Source organism: Aliiroseovarius crassostreae, assembly GCF_025137635.1.
Taxonomy (GTDB): domain Bacteria; phylum Pseudomonadota; class Alphaproteobacteria; order Rhodobacterales; family Rhodobacteraceae; genus Aliiroseovarius; species Aliiroseovarius crassostreae.
In genome coordinates, this window is sequence record NZ_CP080772.1 from 1,913,604 (window position 1) to 1,938,736 (window position 25,133).

Sequence of the window (25,133 nt, forward strand, 5' to 3'; positions counted from 1 at the left end):
ACCCGCAGATCACTCCGCGGTCTGAACCTGCCCCTCTGTATCAAACAGTCGCTGCAGCAGATTTTCCCGTTTCTTACTGGTTTTTGCGACATTTTCCGCCTTCACCGGACCAAAGCCGCGAATATCCATCGGAAGCTCTGCCAGCGTTTTGACAAGCGGCAGGTTGTCGTCGTTCAAAATCGCAAAGGCCCGCCCCATGTCCTCTTCAAACTGGGCAATCAACCCGCGTTCCATCTGGCGCTCTTCGGACCAGGCAAACACATCCCAGGCCGTGCCACGCAGGAATTTCAGTCGGGCCAGCGTCGGGGCAAGCCGCTCAAACCACGCGCCAAAGGCGCGTTTGCGCGGGCGACCATTCGGGTCGGTGCCGCCCAGGATCGGTGGGGCCAGATGGTAGGTCAGTTTCAGATCGCCATCAAACTCGGCATGCGCCTTGGCCTTGGTGTCACACAGCAGCCGCGCCACTTCATATTCGTCCTTATACGCCAGAAGCTTGTGATAGCTCAGCGCCACCGCCTCGCGCAGTTCCTCCGGGGCGCGCTCGACAAAGGCACGGTAACGGGCGGCGTAGCTTTCATTTTGGTACGCGGTCAGGTGCTCCACCCGGAAACTGATCTTTTCTTCCAGCGTCTGGGGCAGTTTGACAACGTCGCCCTGCAGATAACCGGAGGCCTGTTCGGGATAAAGCACCGCCCAGCGCCCGATTTCAAAGGCGCGCTTGTTGCGCTCCGGCGCCTGACCATTGAGGTCAATGGCCTGCATCAGCGCCTCATGGGTCAGCGGCACATTGCCCGCCTGCCAGCTCGCCCCGAGCACCATCATGTTGGAGAAGATGCTGTCCCCCATCAGAACCCGGGCCAGCTCGCTCGCGTCAAACATGTGCAACTGGTCGCGAAGGCGCGCCTCAAGGGACAGGCGCAGCTGATCCCCCGGCAAGGTGAAATCCTTGTTGCGCGTGAACTCACCGGTCACGGTTTCATGGCTGTCCACCACCGCCCCGGTGCGACCGGTTTTGGTCAGGCCAAGCGTGGTGGAGGCGGCGGACACGACAAGTTCGCACCCGATCAGCGCATCCAGCTCCCCGGTTGCCACCCGGATGGCCGAGATATCTTCGGGCCGTTCTGCCAGCCGCAGATGCACCGTGACAGCGCCGCCTTTCTGGGCAAGGCCGGCCATTTCCATCATGCCCGCGCCTTTGCCGTCGATATGTGCAGCCTGTGCTAAAATGGCCCCGATGGTGACAACACCCGTGCCGCCCACACCGGTGATCACCGTGTTGAAGGTGCCGTTGATCGCCGGCAAGACCGGGCTGGGCAGATCCGGCAGGTCCAGTGCAGCGGTTGCAGCCTTTTTGATCTTTGCCCCCTCGATGGTGACAAAGCTGGGGCAGAACCCGTTCACACAGGAGAAATCCTTGTTGCAGGACGACTGGTCAATGGCACGTTTGCGCCCCAGCTCAGTGTCAACCGGCACAATCGACACGCAGTTCGACTGCACCCCGCAATCGCCACAGCCTTCGCAGATATCGGTATTGATGAAGACCCGCTTGTCAGGATCGGGAAAGAGGCCGCGCTTGCGACGGCGACGCTTTTCAGCAGCACATGTCTGGATATAGAGGATGACCGACACCCCCTTGATATCCCGGCATTTCTTTTCGATCGCCAGAAGCTCATCGCGGGTATGGAAGCTCATCCCTGCAGGGAACTGACCGGCTTCCACATCTTCTTTGTCGTCATAGACCACAAAGATGTTCTGCACGCCCATCGCCTGCACTTCACGCGCAATGCGCACCGCGTCCAAACCGCCTTCATTGGTCTGGCCACCGGTCATGGCCACCGCGTCATTGAACAGGATCTTGTAGGTGATCGTGGTCCCAGCCGCGAGCGCCGCCCGGATCGCCAGAACACCCGAATGGTTATAGGTGCCATCGCCAAGGTTCTGGAACACATGCCCGGTCTTGGAAAACGGCGCCTCGCCAATCCAGTTGGCCCCTTCGCCCCCCATCTGCGTAAAACCAACGGTAGAGCGATCCATCCACTGCACCATGTAGTGGCAGCCAATCCCCGCATAGGCACGCGACCCATCCGGGACGCGGGTTGAGCTGTTATGCGGGCAACCGGAACAGAAATAGGGCAGTCGCGCCGCCAGTTGCGGCGCGTTATCCGCCTGTTTTGCCCTGTCGATTTCCACTAGACCCGCTTTGACTGCGTCGGTGCCACGCCCCTCTTCAATCAGGATCTGGCCAAGCTTTTCGGCAATCATGATCGGGTCCAGCGCATACCGGGTCGGGAACAGTTCGATCGGCTTGCCGCCCTCGGTCAACTCGCCTTTATGCCAGCCGTAAACGCGACGCCCCTGGCGATTATCAAAGATGGCCTCCTTGATCTGGACCTCAATCAGTTTCCGCTTTTCTTCAACAACAACAATAAGATCGAGGCCCTCGGCCCATTCTTCAAAACTGGTCATGTCCAGTGGGAAAGTCTGACCGATCTTGTAGGTGGTGATCCCAAGACGTTCTGCCTCGTCCCCGTCAACGCCCAGCAGGTTCATTGCATGCACCAGATCAAGCCAGTTCTTGCCCGCCGCGACAAAACCGATCTTGGCACCGGGTTTGCCCCAGACGCGGCGGTCAATCTTGTTGGCGCGCGCATAGGCTTCTGCGGCAAACCGCTTGTAGTCAATCATCCGCGCTTCCTGCGCAACCGGTGCGTCGCCCAGACGGATGTTCAGCCCCCCTTCGGGCATGTCGAAGTCCGGGGTGACCAGCTGCATACGATCCGGACGCCCATCCACGACAGAGGTCGCCTCAACCGTATCCTTCATCACTTTCAAACCAGCCCAGACCCCGGCAAAGCGGCTCAGACCATAGCCATAGATGCCGTAATCAAGGATTTCCTGCACACCTGCGGGGGACAGAACCGGAATATAGGCATCCACCATCGCCCAATCTGACTGGTGCAGCACGGTCGAGCTTTCCCCCGTGTGGTCATCCCCCATTGCCATCAGCACGCCACCATGCGGCGATGAGCCCGCCATATTGGCATGGCGCATGACATCCCCGGTGCGGTCCACCCCCGGGCCTTTGCCATACCACAACCCAAAGACGCCATCATAAGCGCCTTCGCCTCGCAGCTCAGCCTGCTGACTGCCCCAAAGCGCGGTCGCGGCAAGGTCCTCGTTCAATCCAGGCTGAAAGAGGATATCGTTTTCTTTCAAAAGCTTGTTAGACCGATCCATCCACAGGTCAACGCCCCCGACCGGCGAGCCGCGATAGCCGGAAACCAGACCAGCCGTTTCCAGCCCCGCCCGGCGGTCGCGTTCCTTCTGCATCAACATCAAGCGCACCAACGCCTGTGTGCCATTGAGCAGCACATGCTCTTTGGACAGATCAAACCGGTCATTCAGCGTCACTTCTGGCTTGCCCATGGCACCCTCCTCTGGAGTCGTCGTCTTGTGGAGTTGTGGTCTTGCTGATCCGTATTTTAGGTCATAATTTCTGACCTTTCAATTGTTTTATTTCCGCCACGCTTGCGCTTTTCACAGAAAAATTGTCGGATTAAACATTGGTTTCTTGGGCATTTCCCGCGATAACTTCTGGCAAGCTGAATACGCGAACAACATACGGATCCTTACGTGATGGATTGGGACAAGCTCAGAATATTTCATGCGGTGGCGGATGCGGGATCCCTGACCCACGCCGGCGATGCGCTGCACCTGTCTCAATCTGCGGTGTCGCGCCAAATACGCGCGCTGGAAGAAAGCCTGAACGCCACCCTGTTTCATCGCCATGCGCGCGGACTGATTCTCACCGAACAGGGCGAGCTGCTGTTCGAGGCGACCAATGCCATGAATCACCGGCTGGAAGCCGCGGTGGCGCGTATTCGTGACAGCAAGGAAGAGGTCTATGGCGAGCTGCGCGTGACCACCACAACCGCTTTCGGATCGCTCTGGCTCGCGCCGCGCCTGCCGAAATTCTATGAGAAATACCCGGATCTGACCATTGACCTGATGCTTGAGGAGCGGGTGCTTGACCTGCCGATGCGCGAGGCTGACGTGGCCATCCGCATGAAAGAACCCAGCCAGGCCGACCTCATTCGCAAGCGCCTGATGGATGTCCACATGCGCCTTTATGCGTCCCCCGGTTACCTGGAAAGCCATGGCACACCAGAGAGTTATGATGACCTGACCAAGCACAAGATCATCTGTCAAAGCACCTCTGCCCACCAGGTTTCTGCCGGTGCGGCCCTGGTCAAGCAACTGATCGCCCACGGCGTCAGCTCCAGCCTGACCGTGAACAATTATTTCGGCGTGCTGCAAGCCACGCTGAACGGTTTGGGCATTGGCGTTTTGCCAGATTACATCATCGAGGATTTCCCGGAACTGCAGCGGGTTTTGCCGCAGGCCGAAAGCAAAGACATCCCGGTTTACCTCGCCTATCCCGAAGAATTGCGCCAATCCCAGCGTATTGCGGCCTTCCGGGATTTTGTCACTGAAGAAATCATCGCACAGCGCAAACGCGAAAAATCCTGACCTTTCAGCGGATTGAAATCCACCCGTGTCAGATGTTTGCGATAGCTATGCATGAGGCGCATAGCCGCAATGCAGCATTTACCCTTGTCACCCAAGCATTCAAGGCCTAAATCAGGCTCAAAGCCGAGCACGGGCACATGTCCTTCGGCTTTTACCTCCCTGTTGGACTTGGCCGGGCTATGCCCGGCCTTTTTTTTGCCTTTCACCTCCCACAGCAACAATTTGCGGTGTTATCGCCGCAACTCGACAAATCCCCTATTGAGCAGGCTTCCCACGCGCCCTCTTTTCCCATATGAGATGCCGAAACTGCCATTGCGCCCGCCCCATGACCCAGGCGGGACGCGCCAAAAGGGGACATGCGCCAGATGCAAGAGCCAGCGATCACCACAGATCTCATCGAAGCCCACGGGCTCAAGCCGGATGAATATGAGCTCATTCTGGAGATCATCGGACGCGAGCCGAGCTTCACCGAACTTGGTATTTTCTCGGCCATGTGGAACGAGCACTGTTCCTACAAATCCTCGAAGAAATGGCTGCGCACCCTGCCCACCGAAGGCCCGCAGGTGATCTGCGGTCCCGGCGAAAACGCGGGCGTGGTGGATATTGGCGACGGTCAGGCGGTCATCTTCAAGATGGAAAGCCACAACCACCCGTCTTACATCGAACCCTATCAGGGCGCGGCCACCGGTGTGGGCGGCATCCTGCGCGACGTGTTCACCATGGGCGCCCGTCCGATTGCGGCAATGAATGCGCTGTCCTTTGGCGAGGTGGATCACCCGAAGACCAAGACACTGGTCAATGGCGTGGTCGAAGGGATCGGCGGCTATGGCAACTGTTTCGGCGTTCCCAATGTGGGCGGCGAAGTGCGTTTCCACCCGGCCTATAACGGCAACTGTCTTGTGAACGCCTTTGCGGCGGGTCTCGCGGATGCCGACAAGATCTTCTACTCGGCGGCCTCGGGCGTCGGGATGCCCGTTGTGTATCTGGGGGCAAAAACCGGCCGTGACGGCGTGGGCGGCGCCACGATGGCCTCAGCCGAATTTGACGACACGATCGAAGAAAAGCGCCCCACCGTGCAGGTGGGCGACCCGTTCACCGAAAAGCGCCTGATGGAGGCCACGCTGGAGCTGATGCAGACCGGCGCGGTGATTTCGATCCAGGATATGGGGGCTGCTGGCCTGACCTGTTCGGCCGTTGAAATGGGTGACAAAGGCGGGCTGGGCGTCAAGCTCAACCTCGAAGACGTGCCGCAGCGCGAAGAGAACATGACCGCTTACGAGATGATGCTCTCGGAAAGCCAGGAACGCATGTTGATGGTGCTGAACCCCGACCTGGAAGACGCAGCCCGCGCGGTCTTTGAAAAATGGGATCTGGACTTTGCCATCGTGGGCGAAACCCTGCCGGAAGACCGCTTCCTGATCATGCATAATGGCGAGGTGAAAGCCGACCTGCCGCTGTCGCCGCTGTCTGGCCGTGCGCCTGAATATGACCGCCCCTGGGTGGAAACTCCGCAGGCCGAGGAACTGGCCGATGTGCCGGAAATCGACGGGATCGACGGGCTGAAGGCGCTGCTGGGCTCGCCCAACTACGCCGCCAAGAACTGGGTTTATGAGCAATATGACCACATGGTGATGGCCGACACGGTGCGCGCACCGGGTCTGGGCGCGGGCATCGTGCGGGTGCATGGCACCAACAAGGCACTGGCGTTCACCTCGGACGTGACGCCGCGCTATGTGCGCGCCAACCCGCTGGAAGGCGGGCGTCAGGCAGTGGCCGAGGCCTATCGCAACCTGACGGCCGTGGGGGCCAAACCGCTGGCCACCACCGACAACCTGAACTTCGGCAACCCGGAAAAGCCCGAAATCATGGGACAGTTCGTGGGCGCTATCAAAGGCATCGGCGAAGCCGTGGCAGCCCTGGATGTGCCCATCGTGTCCGGCAACGTCTCGCTTTACAACGAAACCGACGGTCAGGCGATCCTGCCCACCCCGACCATTGGTGCCGTGGGGCTGATCGAAGATCTCGATCACCTGATCTGCGGCGATGCCCGCGACGGTCACGTGGCGATGATGGTGGGTGACATGGTTGGCCATCTTGGCCAATCCGCCCTGCTGGCGGAAGTGTTCAACCGCGAAGACGGCGATGCGCCCCATGTGGATCTTGAGGCCGAGAAAAGAAACGGTGAGTTCATCCGTGCAAACCGTGACCTGATCAAGGCCTGCACCGACATTTCAGATGGCGGTCTGGCCATGGCGGCGTTTGAAATGGCAGAGGCCGGGAATGTTGGTGTTCAACTGGACGTGGCAGACACGCCGACCCTCTTTGGCGAGGATCAGGGCCGCTATCTCGTTGCGCTGAACTTTGATCAGGCGGAAGCCCTGATGATTGCTGCAGGTCAGGCCGGGGTCAAACTCACCTCGGTGGGCCGCTTCACCGGCGACACCGTAAAACTGGGCAGCTCGGAAGCGTCTTTGGAAGACATGCGCGAGATTTACCGCACAGGTTTCGACAAGGCCCATCGTTGATGTCATCTGCAAACACGGGGGGGGCCATTCCGGCCCTCACCGCCGACTGTCAGGCCTGCATGGGCATCTGCTGTGTGGCCCCCAGTTTTGAAAAAAGCGCAGAGTTTGCCCTGTCAAAACCCGCGCTGACCCCCTGCCCGCATCTGGACAACCGGGATCGTTGCAAGATCTATCGCAATCTTGAATGGCACGGGTTTTCTGCCTGTGAAAAATTCGACTGCAAAGGGGCGGGGCAATATCTGACCCAGGTGGTTTATCCGGGCAAGTCCTGGCGCGACAACCCGGACCAAAAGGCCGCCATGGCCGAGAGCTATCGCCGCCTGCGCCGGGTGCATGACCTGCTTGAGATCTTCACCCTTGCGAAATCCCTGCCACTTGACGCGGATCAAGAGGCGGCCCGGCAGGCCGCCCTATCGTCGCTGATACCGAAGGAAGGATGGAGTGAGGAGAGCCTGAAAAGATCTGAAGCAGATGGATTGTTTGGTCGCTTGCAGACTGTGCTTGCCACATTCCGATCCGCTTACGCACGCAAACCGTGAAGATGGCAAAACCAGTTTTCTAGTTTTCTAGTTTTCTAGTTTTCTAGTTTTCTAGTTTTCTAGCGAAGTCCATCCCCAACCGGTCGCGGGCAAGCGCAAATCTCGCTTCTTGCTTGAAGCCCCTGCCCCGCATGCCTAAATTCATCCCAACAATTGCTTAAACAAGGATCCCGCCACATGGCCATGGAAGCGCAACAAATCGAAGACCTGATCCGCGCAGGTTTTCCTGACGCCAAGATCACCATCACCGACCTGGCTGGCGACGGCAATCACTGGGCGGCAGAAGTGGTGGACGAGAGCTTTCGTGGCATGAACCGTGTGCAACAGCAACGCGCGGTGAACGCAACGGTGAAAGCACAGATCGATTCAGGTGAATTGCACGCGCTGGCGCTGACCACCAAGGCGCCGGAGTAACAGATGAGCCTTGGGTGGATAGCACTTGGGCTGATCGGCCTGATCGTATCCGCTGCCGTGGGCGAAGCGCTGCTCCGAAGAGGAAAGAAACGCCCACTCGCCCGTCACGGTGGCGACAACCGTCGATGGGATGACCCAAATAATCCCGAGCGACTGCGCGGCAATGATGCAGTCGTACACACACCCGGCTGGACCTCGCCTCGCTCTGGAACACACGGACAAAAAACTTGGGTCGTTTCGAAGGACCCACAACACCAAGCCCGCGCGATGATGTCGCGGGATGACACCAGGAAGAAACGTAAATGACCGACGCAAAAACCCAAATCGATGAACTCGTCAAATCCAACGACGTTGTGCTCTACATGAAAGGCACCAAGGACATGCCGCAATGCGGGTTTTCCTCCCGCGTGGCTGGCGTGCTGAACTTCATGGGGGTGGACTATACCGATGTGAACGTGCTGGCGGATGAGGAAATCCGCGCAGGCATCAAGGAATATTCCGACTGGCCGACCATCCCGCAGCTTTACGTCAAAGGCGAATTTGTCGGCGGCTGTGACATCATCACCGAGATGACCCTGTCAGGCGAGCTGGACACGCTCTTTGACGACAATGGCGTGGCCTATTCGAAAGAAGCGGCCGACAAGATCCGCGAAGCCAACGCATAATCTTGACCTACCAAACAAGAAAAGGCGCTCAGATCTGAGCGCCTTTTTTTGCGACTGTCAGAGGGGTTAACCCGCTGTTTTTTCTTCCACGGCTGCGGCCATTGCCTCGGCGCGCGCGGCGATTTCGGCCAATGTATCGGTCACGCTCGATGGCACCACGGGCACCTCAACCTTGACCGGTTCCGCATTTTTCAAAGATGAAATTTCTGCCTGAAGATCAGCGATCTTCTTTTCCGCGTCTTTCAGCTTGTCATCCATACCTGCCGTTTTGTCCGCCAGCATCAAGCCGGACATCAGCAACATCCGGCTTTCGGTCAGATGATTGATCTGCGACACCAACACCGAGGCTTCGGCATCCAGCATGGCCGCAGCCGATTTCAGGAAATGCTCTTCCCCCTCCTGGCAGGCGACTTCAAATCCACGACCACCGATTTTGATCACGACATCAGGCATCCATATTCTCCTGAGTTTGGGCCGCTTCCGCTTGCTGGGTTTCCGCTTTTGATATCAGGCTGTTCAGCTCCCCCAGAACCGCATTCAGCTCGGTCCGGTCCGCCGTCTGCGCCGCACGCAGCCCTTCCAGCTCTGCCATCATCGACTTGTTGATCAGATGGGGTTCCACCACACCCTGATTGGCCGCCTCACGCAACGCATCATTATTGTGGCGCAGATCCGCGTTGACCTGGCGCAGCTTGGCAAGCGCCTTTTCCTCGCTCGCCAGAAGTGCCGTCAAACGCTCCACCTCAGCAGACAGCGCCTGAACGGTGCTGTCCTGTTTTTCCTTGATTGCCTTCACGCGCTCTTCCAGCTGCGCATTCACGATGCGTTCATCTTCCAGTGCGGCGCTCAGCCGGGCAACCTCGTCACTTTGATCCGGCTTGGCGGGAGTAAGCGTGTCAATCCCTGCACCAATCCGTTCCAACGCGGTGGTGATGCGGGTCTCCAGTTCGGAAATATCGCTCATGCTCGTCCTTGTTCACTCTGCCCTGTTCAAATCACTTTCCCTTGCACGCGGCATTGCAAAAGGCGAATCGTTGCGCGCCGAGGGCTTAGTCATTCCATGATGACCTCCGTTTTAGCCGATGAGAAGAAATTATAAAACGCCTGTTCCAATGCGGCCCCGCCTGATCAGCAAAAATCACCGAAAAACCGGGAAAAAGCCTGTTTCCAATTGACGATAAAGCACTTTCCAACCCGGTTTTTCGCGCAAACTGTGGCCCGGACACCCCCCAGCCCGTGTTCCGTCCCTCCTTGCGTCCGGTTTGCCACAGCTTGGCTTGACCCGCACAAAATGGCTGTTAAACCCGTCGCAACTCTACTTAGCCAAAGGATCTGGGCCTTGGATATCGCAACCCTTCGCAAAAACCATCCCGACCACTGGAACAAGGCTGCGGCCATCCGTGCGCTGACGCTTGACGCGGTGGCGGCGGCCAATTCCGGTCACTCCGGCATGCCGATGGGCATGGCTGACGTGGCGACAGTCCTGTTCGAAAATCACCTGAAATTCGACGCCTCACAGCCGCGTTGGGCGGACCGTGACCGGTTCATCCTGTCGGCGGGCCACGGCTCGATGCTGATCTATTCGCTGCTTTATCTTACCGGTTACGAAGACGTGACGCTGGAGCAGATCAAGAACTTCCGCCAATGGGGTGCGATCACGGCTGGTCACCCGGAATATGGCCATGTGTCGGGTGTGGAAACCACCACTGGCCCGCTGGGTCAGGGCATTTCAAACGCCGTGGGCTTTGCCATGGCCGAAGAAATCCAGCGCGCCCGCTACGGCAAAAAGGTCGTGGATCACTACACTTACGTGATCGCTGGCGACGGTTGCCTGATGGAAGGCGTGAGCCAGGAAGCCATCGGTCTGGCTGGCCGTCACGAGCTGGGCAAGCTGATTGTGCTTTGGGACAACAACGACATCACCATCGACGGCAAGGTGTCCCTGTCGGATCGCACCGATCAGGTTCAGCGGTTCAAAGCCTCGGGCTGGCATGTGATCGAAATCGACGGCCATGATCCGGAGCAGATCGACGCCGCGATCACCAAGGCCAAGACGACCAAGAAGCCGTCGATGATCGCCTGCAAAACCCATATCGCCCTGGGCCACGCCGCCCAGGACACCTCCAAAGGCCATGGTGCGCTGACCGATGCAGAGCAGCTTAAAGCTGCGAAAGAAGCTTACGGCTGCCCGCTTGAGCCCTTCGCGGTTCCCGCCAATGTGAAAGCAGCCTGGGAAGCCATCGGCGCACGTGGCGTGGCCGATCGCGAAGCCTGGGAAGCCCGCTTTGCCGAGATTTCCGAGCGCAAACAGGGCGAGTTCAATCGCGCCTATGCCCTTGAAGCTCCTAAGAAATTGTCGGCTGTCGTGCGCCAGCTGAAAAAGCAGGTCGCCGAGGAGCAGCCCAAGGTCGCAACCCGTAAATCGTCTGAAATGGCGCTGGCTGTGATCAACCCGGTGATGCCGGAAACCGTGGGTGGCTCGGCTGACCTGACCGGTTCGAACAACACCAAGACCGGCGATCTGGGCGTGTTCGACACCGACAACCGCAAAGGCCGTTACGTCTATTGGGGCATCCGTGAACACGGCATGGCAGCGGCGATGAACGGGATGGCGCTGCATGGCGGCATGCGCCCCTATGGCGGCACGTTCTTCTGCTTCACCGACTATGCGCGTCCCTCGATGCGTCTGGCGGCGCTGATGGGCATTCCGACCGTGTTTGTGATGACCCATGACAGCATTGGCGTGGGCGAAGATGGCCCGACCCACCAGCCGGTGGAACACCTGTCGATCTGCCGCGCAACCCCGAACAGCTTCACCTTCCGCCCGGCCGACACGGCTGAAACTGCAGAGGCGTGGGAGATTGCCCTGAGCGAAAAAAACACCCCGTCCACCATGGTTCTGACCCGTCAGAACCTGCCGACGCTGCGCACCGAGTACAAGCAGAAAAACCTTGTTTCTCAAGGGGCTTACGTGCTGGCCGATGCGGAATGCGGCAAGCGTCAGGTGATCCTGATCGCCACCGGGTCCGAAGTGTCCCTGGCGATGGAAGCGCGGGCCGCGCTTGAAGCCCAGGGCATCGGCACCCGCGTGGTCTCCATGCCCTGTATGGAGCTGTTTGCCCAGCAGGACGAGGCGTATCGCCGTAAAGTTCTGCCCGCTGGCCCCGTCCGTGTGGGCGTGGAAGCGGCTGTGCGCGATGGCGGCTGGGACCGTTGGCTTCTGGGCGAGCGTGGACGCGAAGCGAAGCAGGCATTTGTCGGCATGGACGGCTTCGGCGCATCAGCCCCGGCAGACGTGCTGTATGAGAAGTTTGGCATCACCTCTGACAACGTGGTCGAGACGGCAAAAACCCTGCTCGGCTAAGGCTGCAAATCCTTGCTGAAAAACCCGGACGCCCCGCCGACAGGTTGGGGCGTCTTTTCTTGGAAAGTTTAAACTTTGTCGGGCCCTGAAACCGGAAAGTTTAAACTTTTCCGCCACCAAAATTCGAAAGATTAAAGTTTTCAGACATGATCACAGGGGTTTTCGCTTCCCCTTCGCGCCCCGATCAGACAGGTTGAAACCTGTCTGACAGCAGGACCCCAAGATGCCCCCCTCCCTTGCCAAAAATCTGCCCGATAATCCGCACGGCAATCTGCGCGATAATTTACGGGGTGCGCTGTTCATGGTGTTTTCCATGGGGGCCTTTGCGCTGGAGGACATGGCCCTGAAGGCCGCCGCCCGCGACATCCCGATCGGTCAAGCGGTGGCGCTGTTTGGCGCCGCAGGAATGGTGATTTTTGCCCTAATGGCGCGTGCGCAGGGACAACGGATCTTTCACCCGGATCTGCTGTCCCCGGTGCTGATCTGGCGGTCGCTGTTTGAGATTTCCGGGCGCTTGTTTTACGCGCTGGCCATTGCGTTGACCCCGCTGTCGAGCGCCTCGGCCATCCTGCAGGCCACGCCCCTGGTGGTGGCGCTGGGGGCGGTGCTTGTGTTTGGTGAGCGGGTCGGTCTGCGCCGCTGGATGGCCATTGCCATGGGGTTTATCGGCGTCCTGATGATCCTGCGACCGGGGCTGGACGCGTTTGACCCGCTGTCGGGTTTTGCCGTTCTGGGCATGCTGGGCTTTGCCGGGCGCGATCTGGCAACGCGGGCCAGCCCCGTGTCGATGTCTTCCGCGCAACTGGGCGTGGCCGGGTTTGCGATGCTGACGCTGGCGGGAGTGGTTTTGATCGGCTTTGGCGGTGTTGCACGCCCGACACCGGCCAGCCTTGGTTTTGTAGCGATGGCCAGTGTGATCGGGGTTCTGGCTTATGCGGCGCTTACCCGTGCAATGCGGGTCGGAGAGGTGTCGGTTGTGACGCCGTTTCGCTATTCCCGGCTGCTTTTTGCGCTGATCCTGGGCATCACGGTGTTTGGCGAGCAGCCGGATCTGATGACGCTGCTGGGGTCTTTGGTGATTGTCTCAAGCGGGGTGGTTTTGTTGCGACGCCCCGCGCGGGGGCACAGGTAAGCCTGGCAGCGGGGAAGCAGGCGGGATGTTTCAGATGCGGATCAGAACGCTGGCGGTAAGGGGCTTTGCCCCTCGGGCTGCGCCCTCACCCCAGGATATTTGCGGCAAGAGGAAAAGGCGACGAGTTACGCCTTTCCCTTGAAGATCGCTTGCCAGATCGGGGCGATGATCCGGGTGGCGAGGGGAATAAGGAGGATCCCCAGGATCAGGCCCACCACGCCATCAAGGGCCGCGGTCACCGCCCATGCGACAAAGCCCTGCGCCTGTGTGACGGAATGCGCGGCGGCCTCAGCGATGTGGTGGATCGAGTTGTAGGGTTCATGCAGGCCAAGTTCATGCGCGCCGTGGATCACGATGGAACCACCCACCCAGATCATTGCAGCGGTGCCGATAATTGTGAGCAATTTCATGAAGATGGGCATGAATTTCACCAACCCGAGACCGAAGTTTCGGGTCAGGCCGAGACGCCCTGTCCGGGCCAGGAACAGCCCCACATCATCCATTTTCACGATGATCGCCACGGAGCCGTAGACGGCGATGGTGATGCCGATCCCGGCAATGGCCAGCCCGCCCGCCTTGGCGTAGATGGACCCTTCCGGCAGGGCGGCGAGGATGATTGTCATGATTTCGGCCGACAGGATGAAATCGGTTTTGATGGCGCCTGCGACCTTGCTTTCTTCCAGGTGGGTCGGATCGCCTTCTTCGTGGTCTGCGTGATCCCATTTATGTTCGTGCGGAAAGAGCACATGCCAGACCTTCTCTGCCCCTTCAAAGCACAGGTAGGCCCCGCCCAGCATCAGGAGGGGGGCAACCAGCCAGGGGGCGAAGGTGGACAGGAGGAGGGCGGCAGGCAGCAGGATCAGAAGCTTGTTCTTGATCGACCCCCAGGCAATGCGCCCGATGATCGGCAACTCGCGCGCGGGCGCAAAGCCCTGCACGTATTTTGGTGTCACAGCCGCATCATCAATCACCGCGCCTGCGGCCTTGACCCCGGCCTTTGCGGCCTGGGCGGCCACGTCATCAACCGAGGCGGCCGCCACTTTGGCGATCCCCGCCACATCATCCAGCAATGCAATCAGACCACTCATCACCCCTGCCCCGTATCAACTGCGCGTTCCGGCGAATCCTACGGGTTGGCCACGGGAGGGGCAAGGGGCAGCCGGTTGGCGCGGGGAGATTGTCTGGGCCATGGCGTTCTGCGGCGCGCGCCTCTGCGGCGATTGAGGCGGCAGATTTCACCGGGGTTGCGCTGGGGATTGCGCCGAAGATTGCGCTAACATGGCATGTTTTCGCTAACATGCGGAGGGGAAAGGCGAATTCGACATTGGACCATGCCCGCCCCCCGTCTATACCCGGCGCAAATGCCAATGGCCGCCTGGGGGGTGGCCGGAATTCAAGAGGTACTTCGATGACTGTGAAAGTCGGGATCAACGGATTTGGCCGCATTGGCCGCTGCACGCTCGCTCAGATCGCCGCATCTGGCCGCAAGGACATCCAGGTTGTGAAACTGAACGCCACGGGCCCGGCCGAAAGCGCCGCGCATCTGCTGAAATATGACAGCGTGCACGGGCGGTTCCCCAACGAGGTGGTGCTGGGTGACGGCACCATGGATGTGGGTCAGGGCCCGATGCAGCTGATGTCGACCTATGACATGAACGAGCTGGACTGGTCCGGCTGTGACGTGGTTCTGGAATGCACCGGCAAGTTCAATGACGGCGAAAAGGCCAAGGCGCATATTGAGCGCGGCGCCAAGAAGGTGCTGCTGTCCGCCCCCGGCAAGAACGTGGACAAGACCATCGTCTTCGGCGTGAATGACGAGATGCTGGAAGCGTCTGACGTGATGGTGTCGAACGGCTCCTGCACCACCAACTGTCTGGCCCCGGTGGCCAAGGTGCTGAACAACGCCTTTGGCATCGAAAGCGGCATCATGACCACGATCCACGCCTATACCGGTGACCAGCCGACGCTGGACCGTCGCCACAAGGATCTGTATCGCGCCCGCGCCGCTGCCATGTCGATGATCCCGACCTCAACCGGTGCCGCGAAAGCCCTGGGCGAGGTTCTGCCCGCGCTGAAAGGCAAGCTGGATGGCTCTGCCGTGCGCGTGCCGACCCCGAATGTCTCGGCCGTGGACCTGACCGTGGTGCTGAACAAAGACGTGTCGGAAGCCGACGTGAACGCGGTGATGAAAGAGATGTCGGAAGGCCCGATGAAGGGCGTTCTGGGGTACACCGAAGAAAAACTGGTTTCGACCGATTTCAACCACACCGAGGAAAGCTCGATCTTCGCAGCCGACCAGACCAAGGTGATCGGCGGCCGCCTGCTGCGCGTGCTGGCCTGGTATGACAATGAATGGGGCTTCTCGACCCGTATGGGCGACGTGGCCGTCAAGATGGGCTCGATCTGACCCTTTGATCCGATGAAAAATCAGACCCCCGGTCGGCCCTGCCTGCCGGGGGTTTTTCGTGGGGATCCCTCACGATCCTTTGCCCCCTGCCCCCCTTGCCCTGTCGCCGCATCCCGGTGATAAAGCGTTTCGAGACAAACTTGCGACACATGTTTATTCCGAAACGCCCACAACTTTGATATCTCTGGCAGAGTTTCAACTTTTCCCTGTCTCAGGTGAACGTCGAAACGCTTTCGTGGCCTCAACGACAGGAGCAGCCTGTGACCAATCAGATCGCCTTTTCCATTGCCTTTGTGATCCTGGTCGCTCTGGGGCTGGATTATGCCCTATCAGACCTTTCCAACAGCTTGTTCTTAGGGAGAAAATTCCTGGAGCTGACCGAATGGATGGCCTTCTGGCGCTGATCGCCCTGGTATTCATCTGACATTTTGGCAACGGGTTGCACTTCTGCGTGACCCTCTCTTGACCTTTCCGCCAAAAAAGTCATGTTAGCGCCAACATGACATGCGGCAGCGTCTTGTGCGCGCCCCCCGGAAGGAAAGACGACATGAGTGTGAAACTGGCCATCAATGGGTTTGGGCGTATCGGCAGACTGGTGCTGCGGGCGCTTGCGGAACAGGGACGTGACGATCTTGAGGTGGTGGCGATCAACGATCTCGGCTCGGTTGAGATGAATGCACATCTGCTGGAGTTTGACAGCGTTCATGGGCGGTTCCCCGGCACGGTCACCTATGGCGAAGACTGGATGGATGTGGGGCGCGGCAAGATTGCCGTCACCGCGATGCGCAACCCCGACGACCTGCCCTGGGCGCATGTGGATATTGTCCTGGAATGCACCGGGATTTTCAAAGGCGACAAGGCGCTGGTGCATCTTGGCAATGGCTCCAGCCGGGTGCTGGTTTCGGCCCCGTCTTCGGGAGCACATAACACCGTGGTCTATGGCGTGAACCATGACAGCCTGACCTCAGACCATGTGCATGTCTCCAACGCGTCCTGCACCACCAATTGCCTGGCGCCGGTGGCCAAGGTGCTGCATGAAACGGTTGGGATCGTGAAGGGGTTCATGACCACCGTGCATTCCTATACCGGCGATCAGCCGACGCTGGACCGGTTGCACAAGAAAGATTTCTACCGTGCCCGTGCCGCCGCGATGAGCATGATCCCCACCACCACAGGCGCCGCCCGCGCCGTCGGACTGGTGCTGCCGGAGCTGGCCGGCAGGCTGGATGGGGTGGCGATCCGGGTGCCGACACCGAATGTCTCCTGCGTGGATCTGACCATCGAGGCGGCGCGTGCCACGGATGCAGACGAGATCAATGCCGCGATACATGCCGCCGCCCATGGGCCGCTTCGCGGGGTGCTCAGCGTGACCGACAAACCGCTTGTCTCGGTGGATTTCAACCACGCCCCCGAAAGCTCGACCTTTGCCACCGATCAGACCCGTGTGATGGACGGCAATATGGTGCGCATTCTCAGCTGGTATGACAATGAATGGGGATTTTCAAACCGGATGCTGGATACGGCAGCGGAAATGGGGAAACACCTGTAAACACGTCGAAACGTTACAACAAAAGCCGGGGAACGCCCCGGCTTTTGTGTTTCCATAGGGGTTTATTTCTCTTAAAGCGGTTCGGAATAACCCTGTGTTCCAGGGTCAGCCCGAAACGCGTTAGAAACGCCCCGGATACATATGCAGCATATTTTGCAGATCGCTCTCGGTTGCACAGGCATCGGGATTGCTCCACATCATATCTCTCAAAATGTCCCGCTCGGCTTTCCGTTCCTCTTGTGAAGGCGACCTGCGGTCCCGGTTGCGATCCGGGCGGGGCTGGCCGAACATGCCCCCCGTCAGCCTCTCCCAGAAACTTGGTACATGTGTCAGGGACGTCATTTGCGGTTCCTCCGGTTCCGTGGATCTGCCTTCAGGCTAGGAAATGATCGGTTTTTCTGGAACGGCATTCCTTTTTGTGCTGTTCTTCAAAAATGCAGAACGCATTCCGCAACTGGTCTGATATCCGCGTCTTTCTGGCAGTTATCCGGGAGGGCTCCACCCTTGCCGCGTCCCGCAGGTTGGGCATGGCACAACCCACCGTGGCAAGACGGATCGAGGCGCTGGAACATGCAACCGGCCTGATCCTTTTTGAACGCAGCAATCGGGGCTTCGTGCCAACCGAGAGTGGGAGAGACCTGCTGCGCCATGCGGAAAAGGTCGAAGCTGCCACGTCGGCATTTGCGCAACGGGCGGGCGAATTGGCATTGGGCAAACCGATCCGGATCACGGCCTATTCCGGCAATTTCTCCCCACGCATGATTGATATTGTAAATCAGTTCTCAGCAGAAAACCCGGAGGTCGCGTTTGAGTTCATTCCCTCGGTGAAGGCGCTTGATCTGATGTCCGGCGAGGCCGATATTGCGCTGCGTCTGGCCAGAACCAATCCCGATCCCAACCTGATCCGCCGAAAGGTCAGTGACGCGCATTGGACGCTTTTTGGCGGGCCGTCCTATGCAGAAGAATATGGGCTTCCCCAGTCCCTTACCGATCTTGCCGGGCATAAATTCGTCACCTTCCAGCGGGACGATGTGCCGAATGTTTTCCATGAATGGCTTACGCGCAGGGTGCAGCCGGACCAGATTGTCGCCACCTATAGCGAGCTTGACCTGATGCATGCCGCGATACGGTCGGGCCAGGGGCTGGGGATCAGCAACTTAAAGCTTGTCGAAGGAGAAGAGAGACTAATCCCGTGTTTTGACAGGATTTCGGACCTGTCAGCGCCACATCTGATCCTGATTTCACCAGAAGCCTACCGGCGCCCGGAAGTGAAGGCGTTCATCACCTATTTCGCCCCGCGCTACGCCGCACTTTACAAATAGCACATTCGCAAACCGGGTCGCGCCACCCCTTACCCGATTTTCGCGAGCAGCTTTTCTTTCACCTCAGGTGTCACGAATTTCGACACGTCGCCGTCCAGCTTGGCGATCTCTTTCACCAGTTTCGAGGCAATTGCCTGATATTTCGCCTCAGCCATCAAAAACACGGTCTCAACCGATGAATCCATCGCCCGGTTCATACCAACCATCTGATATTCATACTCAAAATCCGTCACCGCCCGCAGGCCCCGCACGATGATCTGGGCGCCGACATCATGGGCACAGTCGATCAGAAGGTTTTCAAACGGATGGGCAATGATCTCGGTCCCGGTTTCCTGGGCCAGCTTGGCGCATTCCTCTTCGACCATCGCCACGCGTTCTTCCAGCGAGAACATCGGCCCCTTGCCGGTGTTGATCGCCACCCCAATCACCAACCGATCCACCAGCGCACAGGCACGGCGGATGATGTCGGTATGCCCGAGCGTGATCGGGTCAAAAGTTCCGGGATAAAGACCAACGCGCATATTCGTGCCTCCTAAAGCGTTTCGGGATAAACTTGAGACACATGTTTATTCCGAAGCGCCCACAACATTGTTATCACTTACGGCGTTTCGACTTTTCCCTGTCTCAGGTGAACGTCGAAACGCTTTAAAGCTGGGGCGCACGCAACAATATTGCGCGTGGTTTTTCAAGACTTTTGGTGCCGCCACGTAGTTCTACGTAACGGCACAATGCGCTAAAATGCGCTCAGTAGCCCATGATCATATTGGTCAGCGCTTCGGCCTGGCTCGACAGCTCATCCAGACGCGCCTTGACCACGTCACCGATCGACACCAGCCCGACCATCTCGTCACCTTCCATCACCGGCATATGGCGAAACCGACCTTCGGTCATGGTCTGCAACACCTGAATGGCCCGGTCGCCGGGGGCGCAGCTGACCAGTTTGGCGGTCATGATACTGTCAACAGTGTCGGTCAGGCACCCCGTGCCCGACGCCCCAAGGGCACTGACGACATCGCGTTCCGACACGATCCCCGCCGGGCGCACGCCATCCTCGGACACAATCACCGCGCCAATCTTTTTCTCCGACAAAAGCGCCACCGCCTCGGTGATCGAACTGCCCGGTTTAATCGTGGCAACACCGCTGATCGGTTTGTCTTTGAGAATTTGGCTGACGAGCATCTGAACCTCCTGGGGAATTATAATTTATGTCTCCAGCGTCACCCCTCACGCAACAATATGTCAAGAACATTCGGCACCTTAGAGTGTTTCTACCATGTTTTCCAACCGCGCCACCTCTGCCCGGATTCCCTGCGCCAACTCCTCTGCCACACGCGCAAAACGCTCCACCCGCGCATCCCCTTCGTGGCGCACCAGATAAAAGGACCGCGTGATCGACAGCTGGTCGGTCAGCACCCGCCGCAGTTCCGGCGCAAAAGGCAGGATGAAATCATGGGTGATGCCAACCCCGCCCCCCTGGCGCACCATGCCCAGCTGCACCGCCACCAGGTTGGAGGCCAGCTGCACCCGCTCAATCCCCAGCTTGGTCAGGAAATCAAGCTCGGGATAAAAGATCATGTCCTGAATATACCCCACAATCGGATGATCCCGCAGATCCGCCAGCCGCTCCAGCCGGGGGGCGTGCCGCAGATAGGTCTCACTTGCCGCAAGATGCAGGTGATAGTCGGTGATCCGCTGCACGGTGACCCGGCCTGCCTGCGGGGGGCTGACGGTAATCGCCATATCCGCTTCCCGTTTTGACAGGTTGATCACACGGGGCAGCGCCACGACCTGCAATTCCAGCTCCGGGTGCTGGCGCTGAATCTGCGCACAGACCTGCGGCAGGATATAACTGGCGCAGCCATCCGTGGCGCCAATCCGCACCTGACCGGACAATTGCCCGGACTGTCCACGCAGCTCATCCGCCCCGGACAGAACCGCCTGCTCTGCCCGTTCCGCATGGGACAACAGACGCGAGCCCGCCTCGGTCAGCGCATAGCCCTGCGGTGACTTGGTGAACAGAACCTGCCCCAGATCGCCCTCGAGCTTGGCCACCCGCCGCCCCACCGTGGCCGCATCGCGCTTGAGCCCCCTGCCCGCCCGCGACAGGCTTTCCGCCCGCGCCACCGCCAGAAACACTTTCAGATCATCCCAGTCCAAGGCTTCCTCCGCCCTCTCTCCTCCCCTTTATTTTCTGGTCATAAATATCCTGGGGGAGTCCCACCCGCAGGGTGAGGCGGGGGCAAAGCCCCCCATCAGGCTCACGCAGTGAGCCACCAACAGCGCGCTGAGGCGTGAGCCGAAGCGCCCCTCTCCTGCTATCACTCATTTTGCATTTTTGCAAAACCCTTTTGAGAAATACCCTCTTTCCAACCGCACAAACGCAAGACTAACCTGCGCGCAGAAATTTGGGAGAACCACCATGAAACAACTTGGTCACTGGATCAATGGTCAACTGGTCGACGGCACCTCGGGCCGCACCGCTGACGTCTACAACCCCGCCACCGGCGAAGTGCAGGCACAGGTTGCCCTGGCCACCAAGGCCGAGCTGGACGCCGCTGTTGCAAGCGCGGCCGAAGCCCAGAAAATCTGGGGCGCCACCAACCCGCAGAAACGGGCCCGCGTGATGATGGCACTGGTTGGCCTGATCAACCGCGATATGGACAAGCTGGCCGAGGCCCTGTCGGCTGAGCACGGCAAGACCATCCCCGACGCCAAGGGCGACGTGCAGCGCGGTCTGGAAGTGATCGAATACTGCATCGGTGCGCCGCAGATGCTGAAAGGTGAGTTCACCGACAGCGCCGGCCCCGGCATCGACATGTATTCCATGCGCCAGCCGCTGGGTGTTGTCGCCTCGATCACGCCCTTCAACTTCCCCGCCATGATCCCGCTTTGGGGCATGGGCCCGGCGCTGGCCGCGGGCAACGCGATGATCCTGAAACCGTCCGAGCGTGACCCCTCGGTGCCGCTGATGCTGGCCGCACTGTGCAAAGAAGCAGGCCTGCCTGATGGTGTGCTGCAGGTGGTGAATGGCGACAAGGATGCGGTGGACGCGATCCTTGACAATGACACGGTTCAGGCCGTGGCTTTCGTCGGCTCGACCCCGATTGCGCATTACATCTATTCGCGTGCCACCGCCAACGGCAAGCGCGCGCAGTGTTTCGGTGGTGCGAAGAACCACATGATCATCATGCCCGACGCCGACATGGAGCAGGCAGCTGACGCTCTGGTCGGCGCGGGCTTCGGCGCCGCTGGCGAACGCTGCATGGCGATCTCGGTTGCTGTTCCGGTTGGGGCTGAGACCGCAGACAAGCTGCGTGACGCCCTGGTGCCGCGCATCGAGAAGCTGAAAGTGGCGCCCTACACTGCTGGCGACGACGTGGATTACGGCCCGGTTGTGACCTCGGCCGCCAAGGAAAACATCCTGCGTCTGATCCAGACCGGTGTTGATCAGGGCGCTGATCTGGTTGTGGACAACCGCGACTTCAGCCTGCAGGGCTATGAAGAGGGCTTCTTTGTTGGCCCGCATCTGTTCGACAACGTCACCACCGACATGGATATCTACAAGCAAGAGATCTTTGGCCCGGTTCTGTCGATGGTGCGCGCGGAAAGCTATGAAGAGGCCATCGGCTATGCCATGGACCACGAATATGGCAACGGCACCGCGATCTATACCCGCGACGGTGACACCGCCCGTGATTTCGCCAACCGGATCAACATCGGCATGGTCGGCATCAACGTTCCGATCCCGGTTCCGCTGGCCTATCACACCTTTGGTGGCTGGAAGAAATCGGGCTTTGGCGATCTGAACCAGCACGGCCCGGACGCGTTCAAATTCTACACCCGCACCAAAACCGTGACCTCGCGCTGGCCGTCGGGCATCAAGGAAGGTGGCGAGTTCAACTTCAAGGCCATGGACTGATCCATAACATCAGATCCGCGCAATCTGCGGGCTGAGGAACCGTTAAGACCCAGAGCGCCCCGAGAGAAATCTCGGGGCGTTTTTTATGCATCCCAGCCCCGCAAACTACCGCTTGGGTTGTTCATCGGAAAATCGGTAAAAATAGATTTTTCCTTTTATTTTCATAAATTATGGAATATTTCAGTGAATTGAATCGACTTCCCTCGCGCAATAACTTAGCATTTTCAACAACCACTGATTGTTTTTCGGATACTGAAATGGTGAAGAGTGAGTATTTTCCCACCAGCGCATTGCTGTGTCAGTCCCTGTCCGGGGAAATCGGGCTGTCTCAGCTGGGCCTCCTGCTGCCAGACCTGCAAGACCATCCCGTCCCGCCCGGAGGGTATGATGCGCTGATCGACCTGTCCGGGGCCACCGATATTGACTGCAGTTTCACCGGCATGGCCACGCTGGTGCGCGCACGCAAAGCGCGACAGAAAACCCATCGCCCGCCCAACCGCATCGCGATCTGGGCCCCCGGTGATCTGGCCTTTGGCACCTGTCGTATGCTGGAACAACTGGCGCAGGGGGAGCTGGCGCTGGATCTGGCGGTGATGCGAGAGGAAGAGGAAGCCCTGGCTTTTCTGCACCGTTCGGAGCGACGGCTTGAGACCCTGCGCGATCATCTGGAACGTGCTGAGCGCAACGCCTCGGCGGCTTCGGCCTAACGCGTTTTCCTATCGCGCTGATCAACGGAATATCGAAACGCATGAAAGCGTGTTCAGTTCAATTGGACACGCTTTCATCCCTGTGCTGCTTAATCCATGTGCTGCACATTTCGCTGGTCCCCCAGCAGCGCATCCAGATCTGCGCTTTCAAAGCCCAGGAACCGCAGCGCGTCCTGTTCGGCGCGAAACAGGCTGACCTGCTCCTCCAGCACCCCTTCGGCCATCTGCTCAAACAATCGTGAGAGCACAAAGCCGACCGGGCTGTCGACAAGGATGGCGCACTTCTCGGGGCACGGCAGGTCTTCGTAGACTTTCGATTGCAGATTGACCAGTTCTTTCATCCCGGTCTCAGAACTGTCCACCGCAAGCAGGGCACGTGAATCGGTCAGGCAGACATAGCCCTTTGGCACATGGAACCCATACATCCATTCCGCCATCCGCCCCGCCAGAGAGGTCATGCTGATCGCCCCCCAAAGCCGGACATGGACCAGTTTCAGGTCCGGATAATACCGCGCTGACTGAGGCATCCCCTCCTCCTTCGTGACTTGCGCAAACCCATTACCGCATCAGCGGCCCAAGCGGCGCCGATTGCGTCACATGTTAACCAACTCCGCCCTGCAAGCAATCCTTTACTGGCAAAACACATGTGCGGCGCTTGCCCACCGGGCGATTTCCTGCATGATGATCAGGCAGGGTGGCCACTTCGCCCCGCAAAAGGGGGGCAAATGGCACGTCAGGAACCGGCTTTTTCCATCGGCATCGAAGAAGAATACCTTCTGGTCGACCGCAACAGTTATGAACTGGCCCGCGCCCCGGACCAGATGATGCAGGATTGTCTGGCGGAACTGGAGGGGCAGGTCAGCCCGGAATTCCTGCAATGCCAGATCGAGATCGGCACCAAGGTCTGCGCCAATGTGGCGCAGGCGCGTGAGGATCTCAAACATCTGCGCGCCGCTGTCTCCAAACATGCCGCGCGCTATGATCTTGCGCCGATCGCGGCCTCCTGCCATCCCTTTGCCGACTGGAAAGACCAGCATCACGTGGACAAGGACCGTTACAACGATCTGCGCCGCGACCTGGCTGGCGTGGTGCGGCGGATGCTGATCTGCGGCATGCATGTGCATGTGGGCATTCCCACCCCCGACACGCGCATCGACCTGATGAACCAGCTGAGCTATTTCCTGCCCCACCTGCTCGCGCTGTCGGCCTCGTCCCCGTTCTGGCAGGGCGAAGATACCGGGCTGGCGAGTTACCGTCTGACGGTTTTTGACAACCTGCCCCGCACCGGCCTGCCGCCCCATCTGTCCAGCTGGTCCGAATATGAGCGGTCCGTGCAGGCGCTGGTGGATATCGGCGTGATCGAGGACAGTTCAAAAATCTGGTGGGACCTGCGCCCCTCCTCGCGCTTTCCGACCATCGAGGCGCGGATCTGTGATGTGCAGCCCCGGTTGGAAAACACCCTCAGCCTTGCTGCCCTGATCCAGGCCCTGACCCGGATGCTGTGGCGCCTGAAGCAGAAAAACCAGCGCTGGCGCACCTATGACAATTTCCTCATCGCCGAGAACCGCTGGCGGGCCCAGCGATACGGCGTGTCCGGTGGGTTGATTGATTTTGGCTGCGGTGAAATTATCCCGTTTGACCAGTTGCTTGAGGATATGCTCACCCTGGTGGAGGAGGATGCGGCGGCGCTGGGATCCACGGCCGAGGTCGAAGCCGCCCGCGCCATCCTGACCCAAGGCGTCCCCGCTGATCGCCAACGCGCGGTGTTTCTGGATTCGGTTGAGGCGGAAAAACCTGTCCCCGAGGCGCTGAAGGACGTGGTGCGCCATTTGATCGACGAATACCACGCAGATTTGTAAGCCACTCGGCGGCGGCTGCGCACGGCGAGAAGGGGCTCTGCCCCTCGGACTTTGTCTGGGCTCCGCCCGTTCTTCGGGCGAATTGATCCCCCAGATCAATTCCGAGGAGCACCTCGAACCCCGGGATATTTCTGACCAGAAAATGAGCGAAAGCCCGGGCGCTCAGCCCCATGTCTGAGGCGCGATTTTTTCCGGTGGCGG

The 25,133-nt window shown here is 59.3% G+C and carries 23 protein-coding genes; 14 read left to right on the plus strand and 9 right to left on the minus strand.

Going from position 1 to position 25,133, the window contains the following annotated elements:
- Window positions 1-9: 9 nt before the first annotated feature.
- Window positions 10-3,426: an indolepyruvate ferredoxin oxidoreductase family protein gene (locus tag K3J57_RS09100; RefSeq protein ID WP_259795485.1), complete on the minus strand. Its 3,417-nt coding sequence runs from the start codon at window positions 3,424-3,426 to the stop codon at window positions 10-12.
- Window positions 3,427-3,636: 210 nt separating this feature from the next.
- On the opposite strand from K3J57_RS09100, the gene K3J57_RS09105 reads away from it, so the two are divergent.
- The 5 genes from K3J57_RS09105 to grxD all read left to right on the plus strand — a co-directional run bounded on the left by K3J57_RS09105 (window position 3,637) and on the right by grxD (window position 8,673).
- Window positions 3,637-4,530 (plus strand): LysR family transcriptional regulator, encoded by an 894-nt coding sequence (locus tag K3J57_RS09105; RefSeq protein ID WP_173486698.1) that lies wholly within the window; start codon window positions 3,637-3,639, stop codon window positions 4,528-4,530.
- A 365-nt stretch (window positions 4,531-4,895) separates the two neighbouring features.
- The gene (purL, locus tag K3J57_RS09110) at window positions 4,896-7,055 is read left to right on the plus strand and encodes a phosphoribosylformylglycinamidine synthase subunit PurL (protein ID WP_259777450.1); all 2,160 of its coding nucleotides are present in this window, start codon (window positions 4,896-4,898) and stop codon (window positions 7,053-7,055) included.
- Window positions 7,055-7,594, plus strand: coding sequence for a hypothetical protein (locus K3J57_RS09115; RefSeq protein ID WP_259783805.1), 540 nt, complete (start codon window positions 7,055-7,057; stop codon window positions 7,592-7,594). The genes purL and K3J57_RS09115 overlap by 1 nt, the downstream gene beginning before the upstream one ends.
- A 177-nt stretch (window positions 7,595-7,771) precedes the next feature.
- Complete coding sequence (locus K3J57_RS09120) at window positions 7,772-8,008, plus strand: BolA family protein (protein WP_055189497.1); 237 nt, start codon at window positions 7,772-7,774, stop codon at window positions 8,006-8,008.
- Between the two features lie 302 nt (window positions 8,009-8,310).
- Window positions 8,311-8,673 (plus strand): Grx4 family monothiol glutaredoxin, encoded by a 363-nt coding sequence (grxD, locus tag K3J57_RS09125; RefSeq protein WP_259775504.1) that lies wholly within the window; start codon window positions 8,311-8,313, stop codon window positions 8,671-8,673.
- 66 nt (window positions 8,674-8,739) lie between these two features.
- Here the strand turns inward: grxD and K3J57_RS09130 are convergent, their stop codons facing one another.
- Both K3J57_RS09130 and K3J57_RS09135 read right to left on the minus strand, forming a co-directional pair.
- Window positions 8,740-9,126, minus strand: coding sequence for a cell division protein ZapA (locus K3J57_RS09130; RefSeq protein ID WP_173486592.1), 387 nt, complete (start codon window positions 9,124-9,126; stop codon window positions 8,740-8,742).
- A complete protein-coding gene (locus tag K3J57_RS09135) occupies window positions 9,119-9,637 on the minus strand; it encodes a hypothetical protein (RefSeq protein WP_173486593.1) in 519 nt (172 codons plus the stop codon). Before K3J57_RS09135 ends, K3J57_RS09130 begins: the two co-directional genes overlap by 8 nt.
- Before the next feature lie 375 nt (window positions 9,638-10,012).
- Between K3J57_RS09135 and tkt the strand changes: the two genes are divergently transcribed.
- Window positions 10,013-12,037: a transketolase gene (tkt, locus tag K3J57_RS09140; protein ID WP_259795489.1), complete on the plus strand. Its 2,025-nt coding sequence runs from the start codon at window positions 10,013-10,015 to the stop codon at window positions 12,035-12,037.
- Window positions 12,038-12,260: 223 nt separating this feature from the next.
- Entirely contained in the window at window positions 12,261-13,169 is a 909-nt protein-coding gene (locus K3J57_RS09145; RefSeq protein WP_259795492.1) for a DMT family transporter, read from the plus strand.
- Between the two features lie 125 nt (window positions 13,170-13,294).
- Here the strand turns inward: K3J57_RS09145 and K3J57_RS09150 are convergent, their stop codons facing one another.
- Entirely contained in the window at window positions 13,295-14,257 is a 963-nt protein-coding gene (locus K3J57_RS09150) for a DUF808 domain-containing protein (protein ID WP_259783819.1), read from the minus strand.
- Window positions 14,258-14,577: 320 nt separating this feature from the next.
- Between K3J57_RS09150 and gap (K3J57_RS09155) the strand changes: the two genes are divergently transcribed.
- From gap (K3J57_RS09155) to gap (K3J57_RS09165), 3 genes are all read left to right on the plus strand, one after another.
- Window positions 14,578-15,576 (plus strand): type I glyceraldehyde-3-phosphate dehydrogenase, encoded by a 999-nt coding sequence (gap, locus tag K3J57_RS09155; protein ID WP_173486597.1) that lies wholly within the window; start codon window positions 14,578-14,580, stop codon window positions 15,574-15,576.
- A gap of 260 nt (window positions 15,577-15,836) precedes the next feature.
- Window positions 15,837-15,980, plus strand: a complete 144-nt coding sequence (locus K3J57_RS09160; RefSeq protein ID WP_055189513.1) for a hypothetical protein — start codon at window positions 15,837-15,839, stop codon at window positions 15,978-15,980.
- Between the two features lie 143 nt (window positions 15,981-16,123).
- Complete coding sequence (gene gap / locus K3J57_RS09165) at window positions 16,124-17,125, plus strand: type I glyceraldehyde-3-phosphate dehydrogenase (protein WP_259790899.1); 1,002 nt, start codon at window positions 16,124-16,126, stop codon at window positions 17,123-17,125.
- 120 nt (window positions 17,126-17,245) lie between these two features.
- Here gap (K3J57_RS09165) and K3J57_RS09170 read toward each other — a convergent pair whose 3' ends face one another.
- Window positions 17,246-17,467, minus strand: a complete 222-nt coding sequence (locus tag K3J57_RS09170; protein ID WP_259790900.1) for a hypothetical protein — start codon at window positions 17,465-17,467, stop codon at window positions 17,246-17,248.
- A 92-nt stretch (window positions 17,468-17,559) separates the two neighbouring features.
- Here K3J57_RS09170 and K3J57_RS09175 point away from each other — a divergent pair, with 92 nt between their 5' ends.
- Window positions 17,560-18,447 (plus strand): LysR family transcriptional regulator, encoded by an 888-nt coding sequence (locus K3J57_RS09175; protein ID WP_259795495.1) that lies wholly within the window; start codon window positions 17,560-17,562, stop codon window positions 18,445-18,447.
- Between the two features lie 29 nt (window positions 18,448-18,476).
- On the opposite strand, the gene coaD is transcribed toward K3J57_RS09175, so the two are convergent.
- The 3 genes from coaD to K3J57_RS09190 form a co-directional block, all read right to left on the minus strand.
- The gene (coaD, locus tag K3J57_RS09180; RefSeq protein WP_259790905.1) at window positions 18,477-18,968 is read right to left on the minus strand and encodes a pantetheine-phosphate adenylyltransferase; all 492 of its coding nucleotides are present in this window, start codon (window positions 18,966-18,968) and stop codon (window positions 18,477-18,479) included.
- Window positions 18,969-19,191: 223 nt separating this feature from the next.
- Window positions 19,192-19,626 (minus strand): CBS domain-containing protein, encoded by a 435-nt coding sequence (locus K3J57_RS09185; protein ID WP_173486600.1) that lies wholly within the window; start codon window positions 19,624-19,626, stop codon window positions 19,192-19,194.
- 78 nt (window positions 19,627-19,704) lie between these two features.
- Window positions 19,705-20,604, minus strand: a complete 900-nt coding sequence (locus K3J57_RS09190) for a LysR family transcriptional regulator (protein WP_259795498.1) — start codon at window positions 20,602-20,604, stop codon at window positions 19,705-19,707.
- Between the two features lie 262 nt (window positions 20,605-20,866).
- Here K3J57_RS09190 and K3J57_RS09195 point away from each other — a divergent pair, with 262 nt between their 5' ends.
- Together K3J57_RS09195 and K3J57_RS09200 are read left to right on the plus strand one after the other, a co-directional pair.
- Window positions 20,867-22,366, plus strand: a complete 1,500-nt coding sequence (locus K3J57_RS09195; RefSeq protein WP_259774192.1) for a CoA-acylating methylmalonate-semialdehyde dehydrogenase — start codon at window positions 20,867-20,869, stop codon at window positions 22,364-22,366.
- A 257-nt stretch (window positions 22,367-22,623) separates the two neighbouring features.
- The gene (locus tag K3J57_RS09200; protein ID WP_259795501.1) at window positions 22,624-23,073 is read left to right on the plus strand and encodes a hypothetical protein; all 450 of its coding nucleotides are present in this window, start codon (window positions 22,624-22,626) and stop codon (window positions 23,071-23,073) included.
- A gap of 89 nt (window positions 23,074-23,162) precedes the next feature.
- On the opposite strand, the gene K3J57_RS09205 is transcribed toward K3J57_RS09200, so the two are convergent.
- Window positions 23,163-23,600 (minus strand): hypothetical protein, encoded by a 438-nt coding sequence (locus K3J57_RS09205; RefSeq protein ID WP_259795505.1) that lies wholly within the window; start codon window positions 23,598-23,600, stop codon window positions 23,163-23,165.
- A gap of 198 nt (window positions 23,601-23,798) precedes the next feature.
- Between K3J57_RS09205 and K3J57_RS09210 the strand changes: the two genes are divergently transcribed.
- Window positions 23,799-24,932: a carboxylate-amine ligase gene (locus K3J57_RS09210; protein WP_259795509.1), complete on the plus strand. Its 1,134-nt coding sequence runs from the start codon at window positions 23,799-23,801 to the stop codon at window positions 24,930-24,932.
- Window positions 24,933-25,133: the final 201 nt, after the last annotated feature.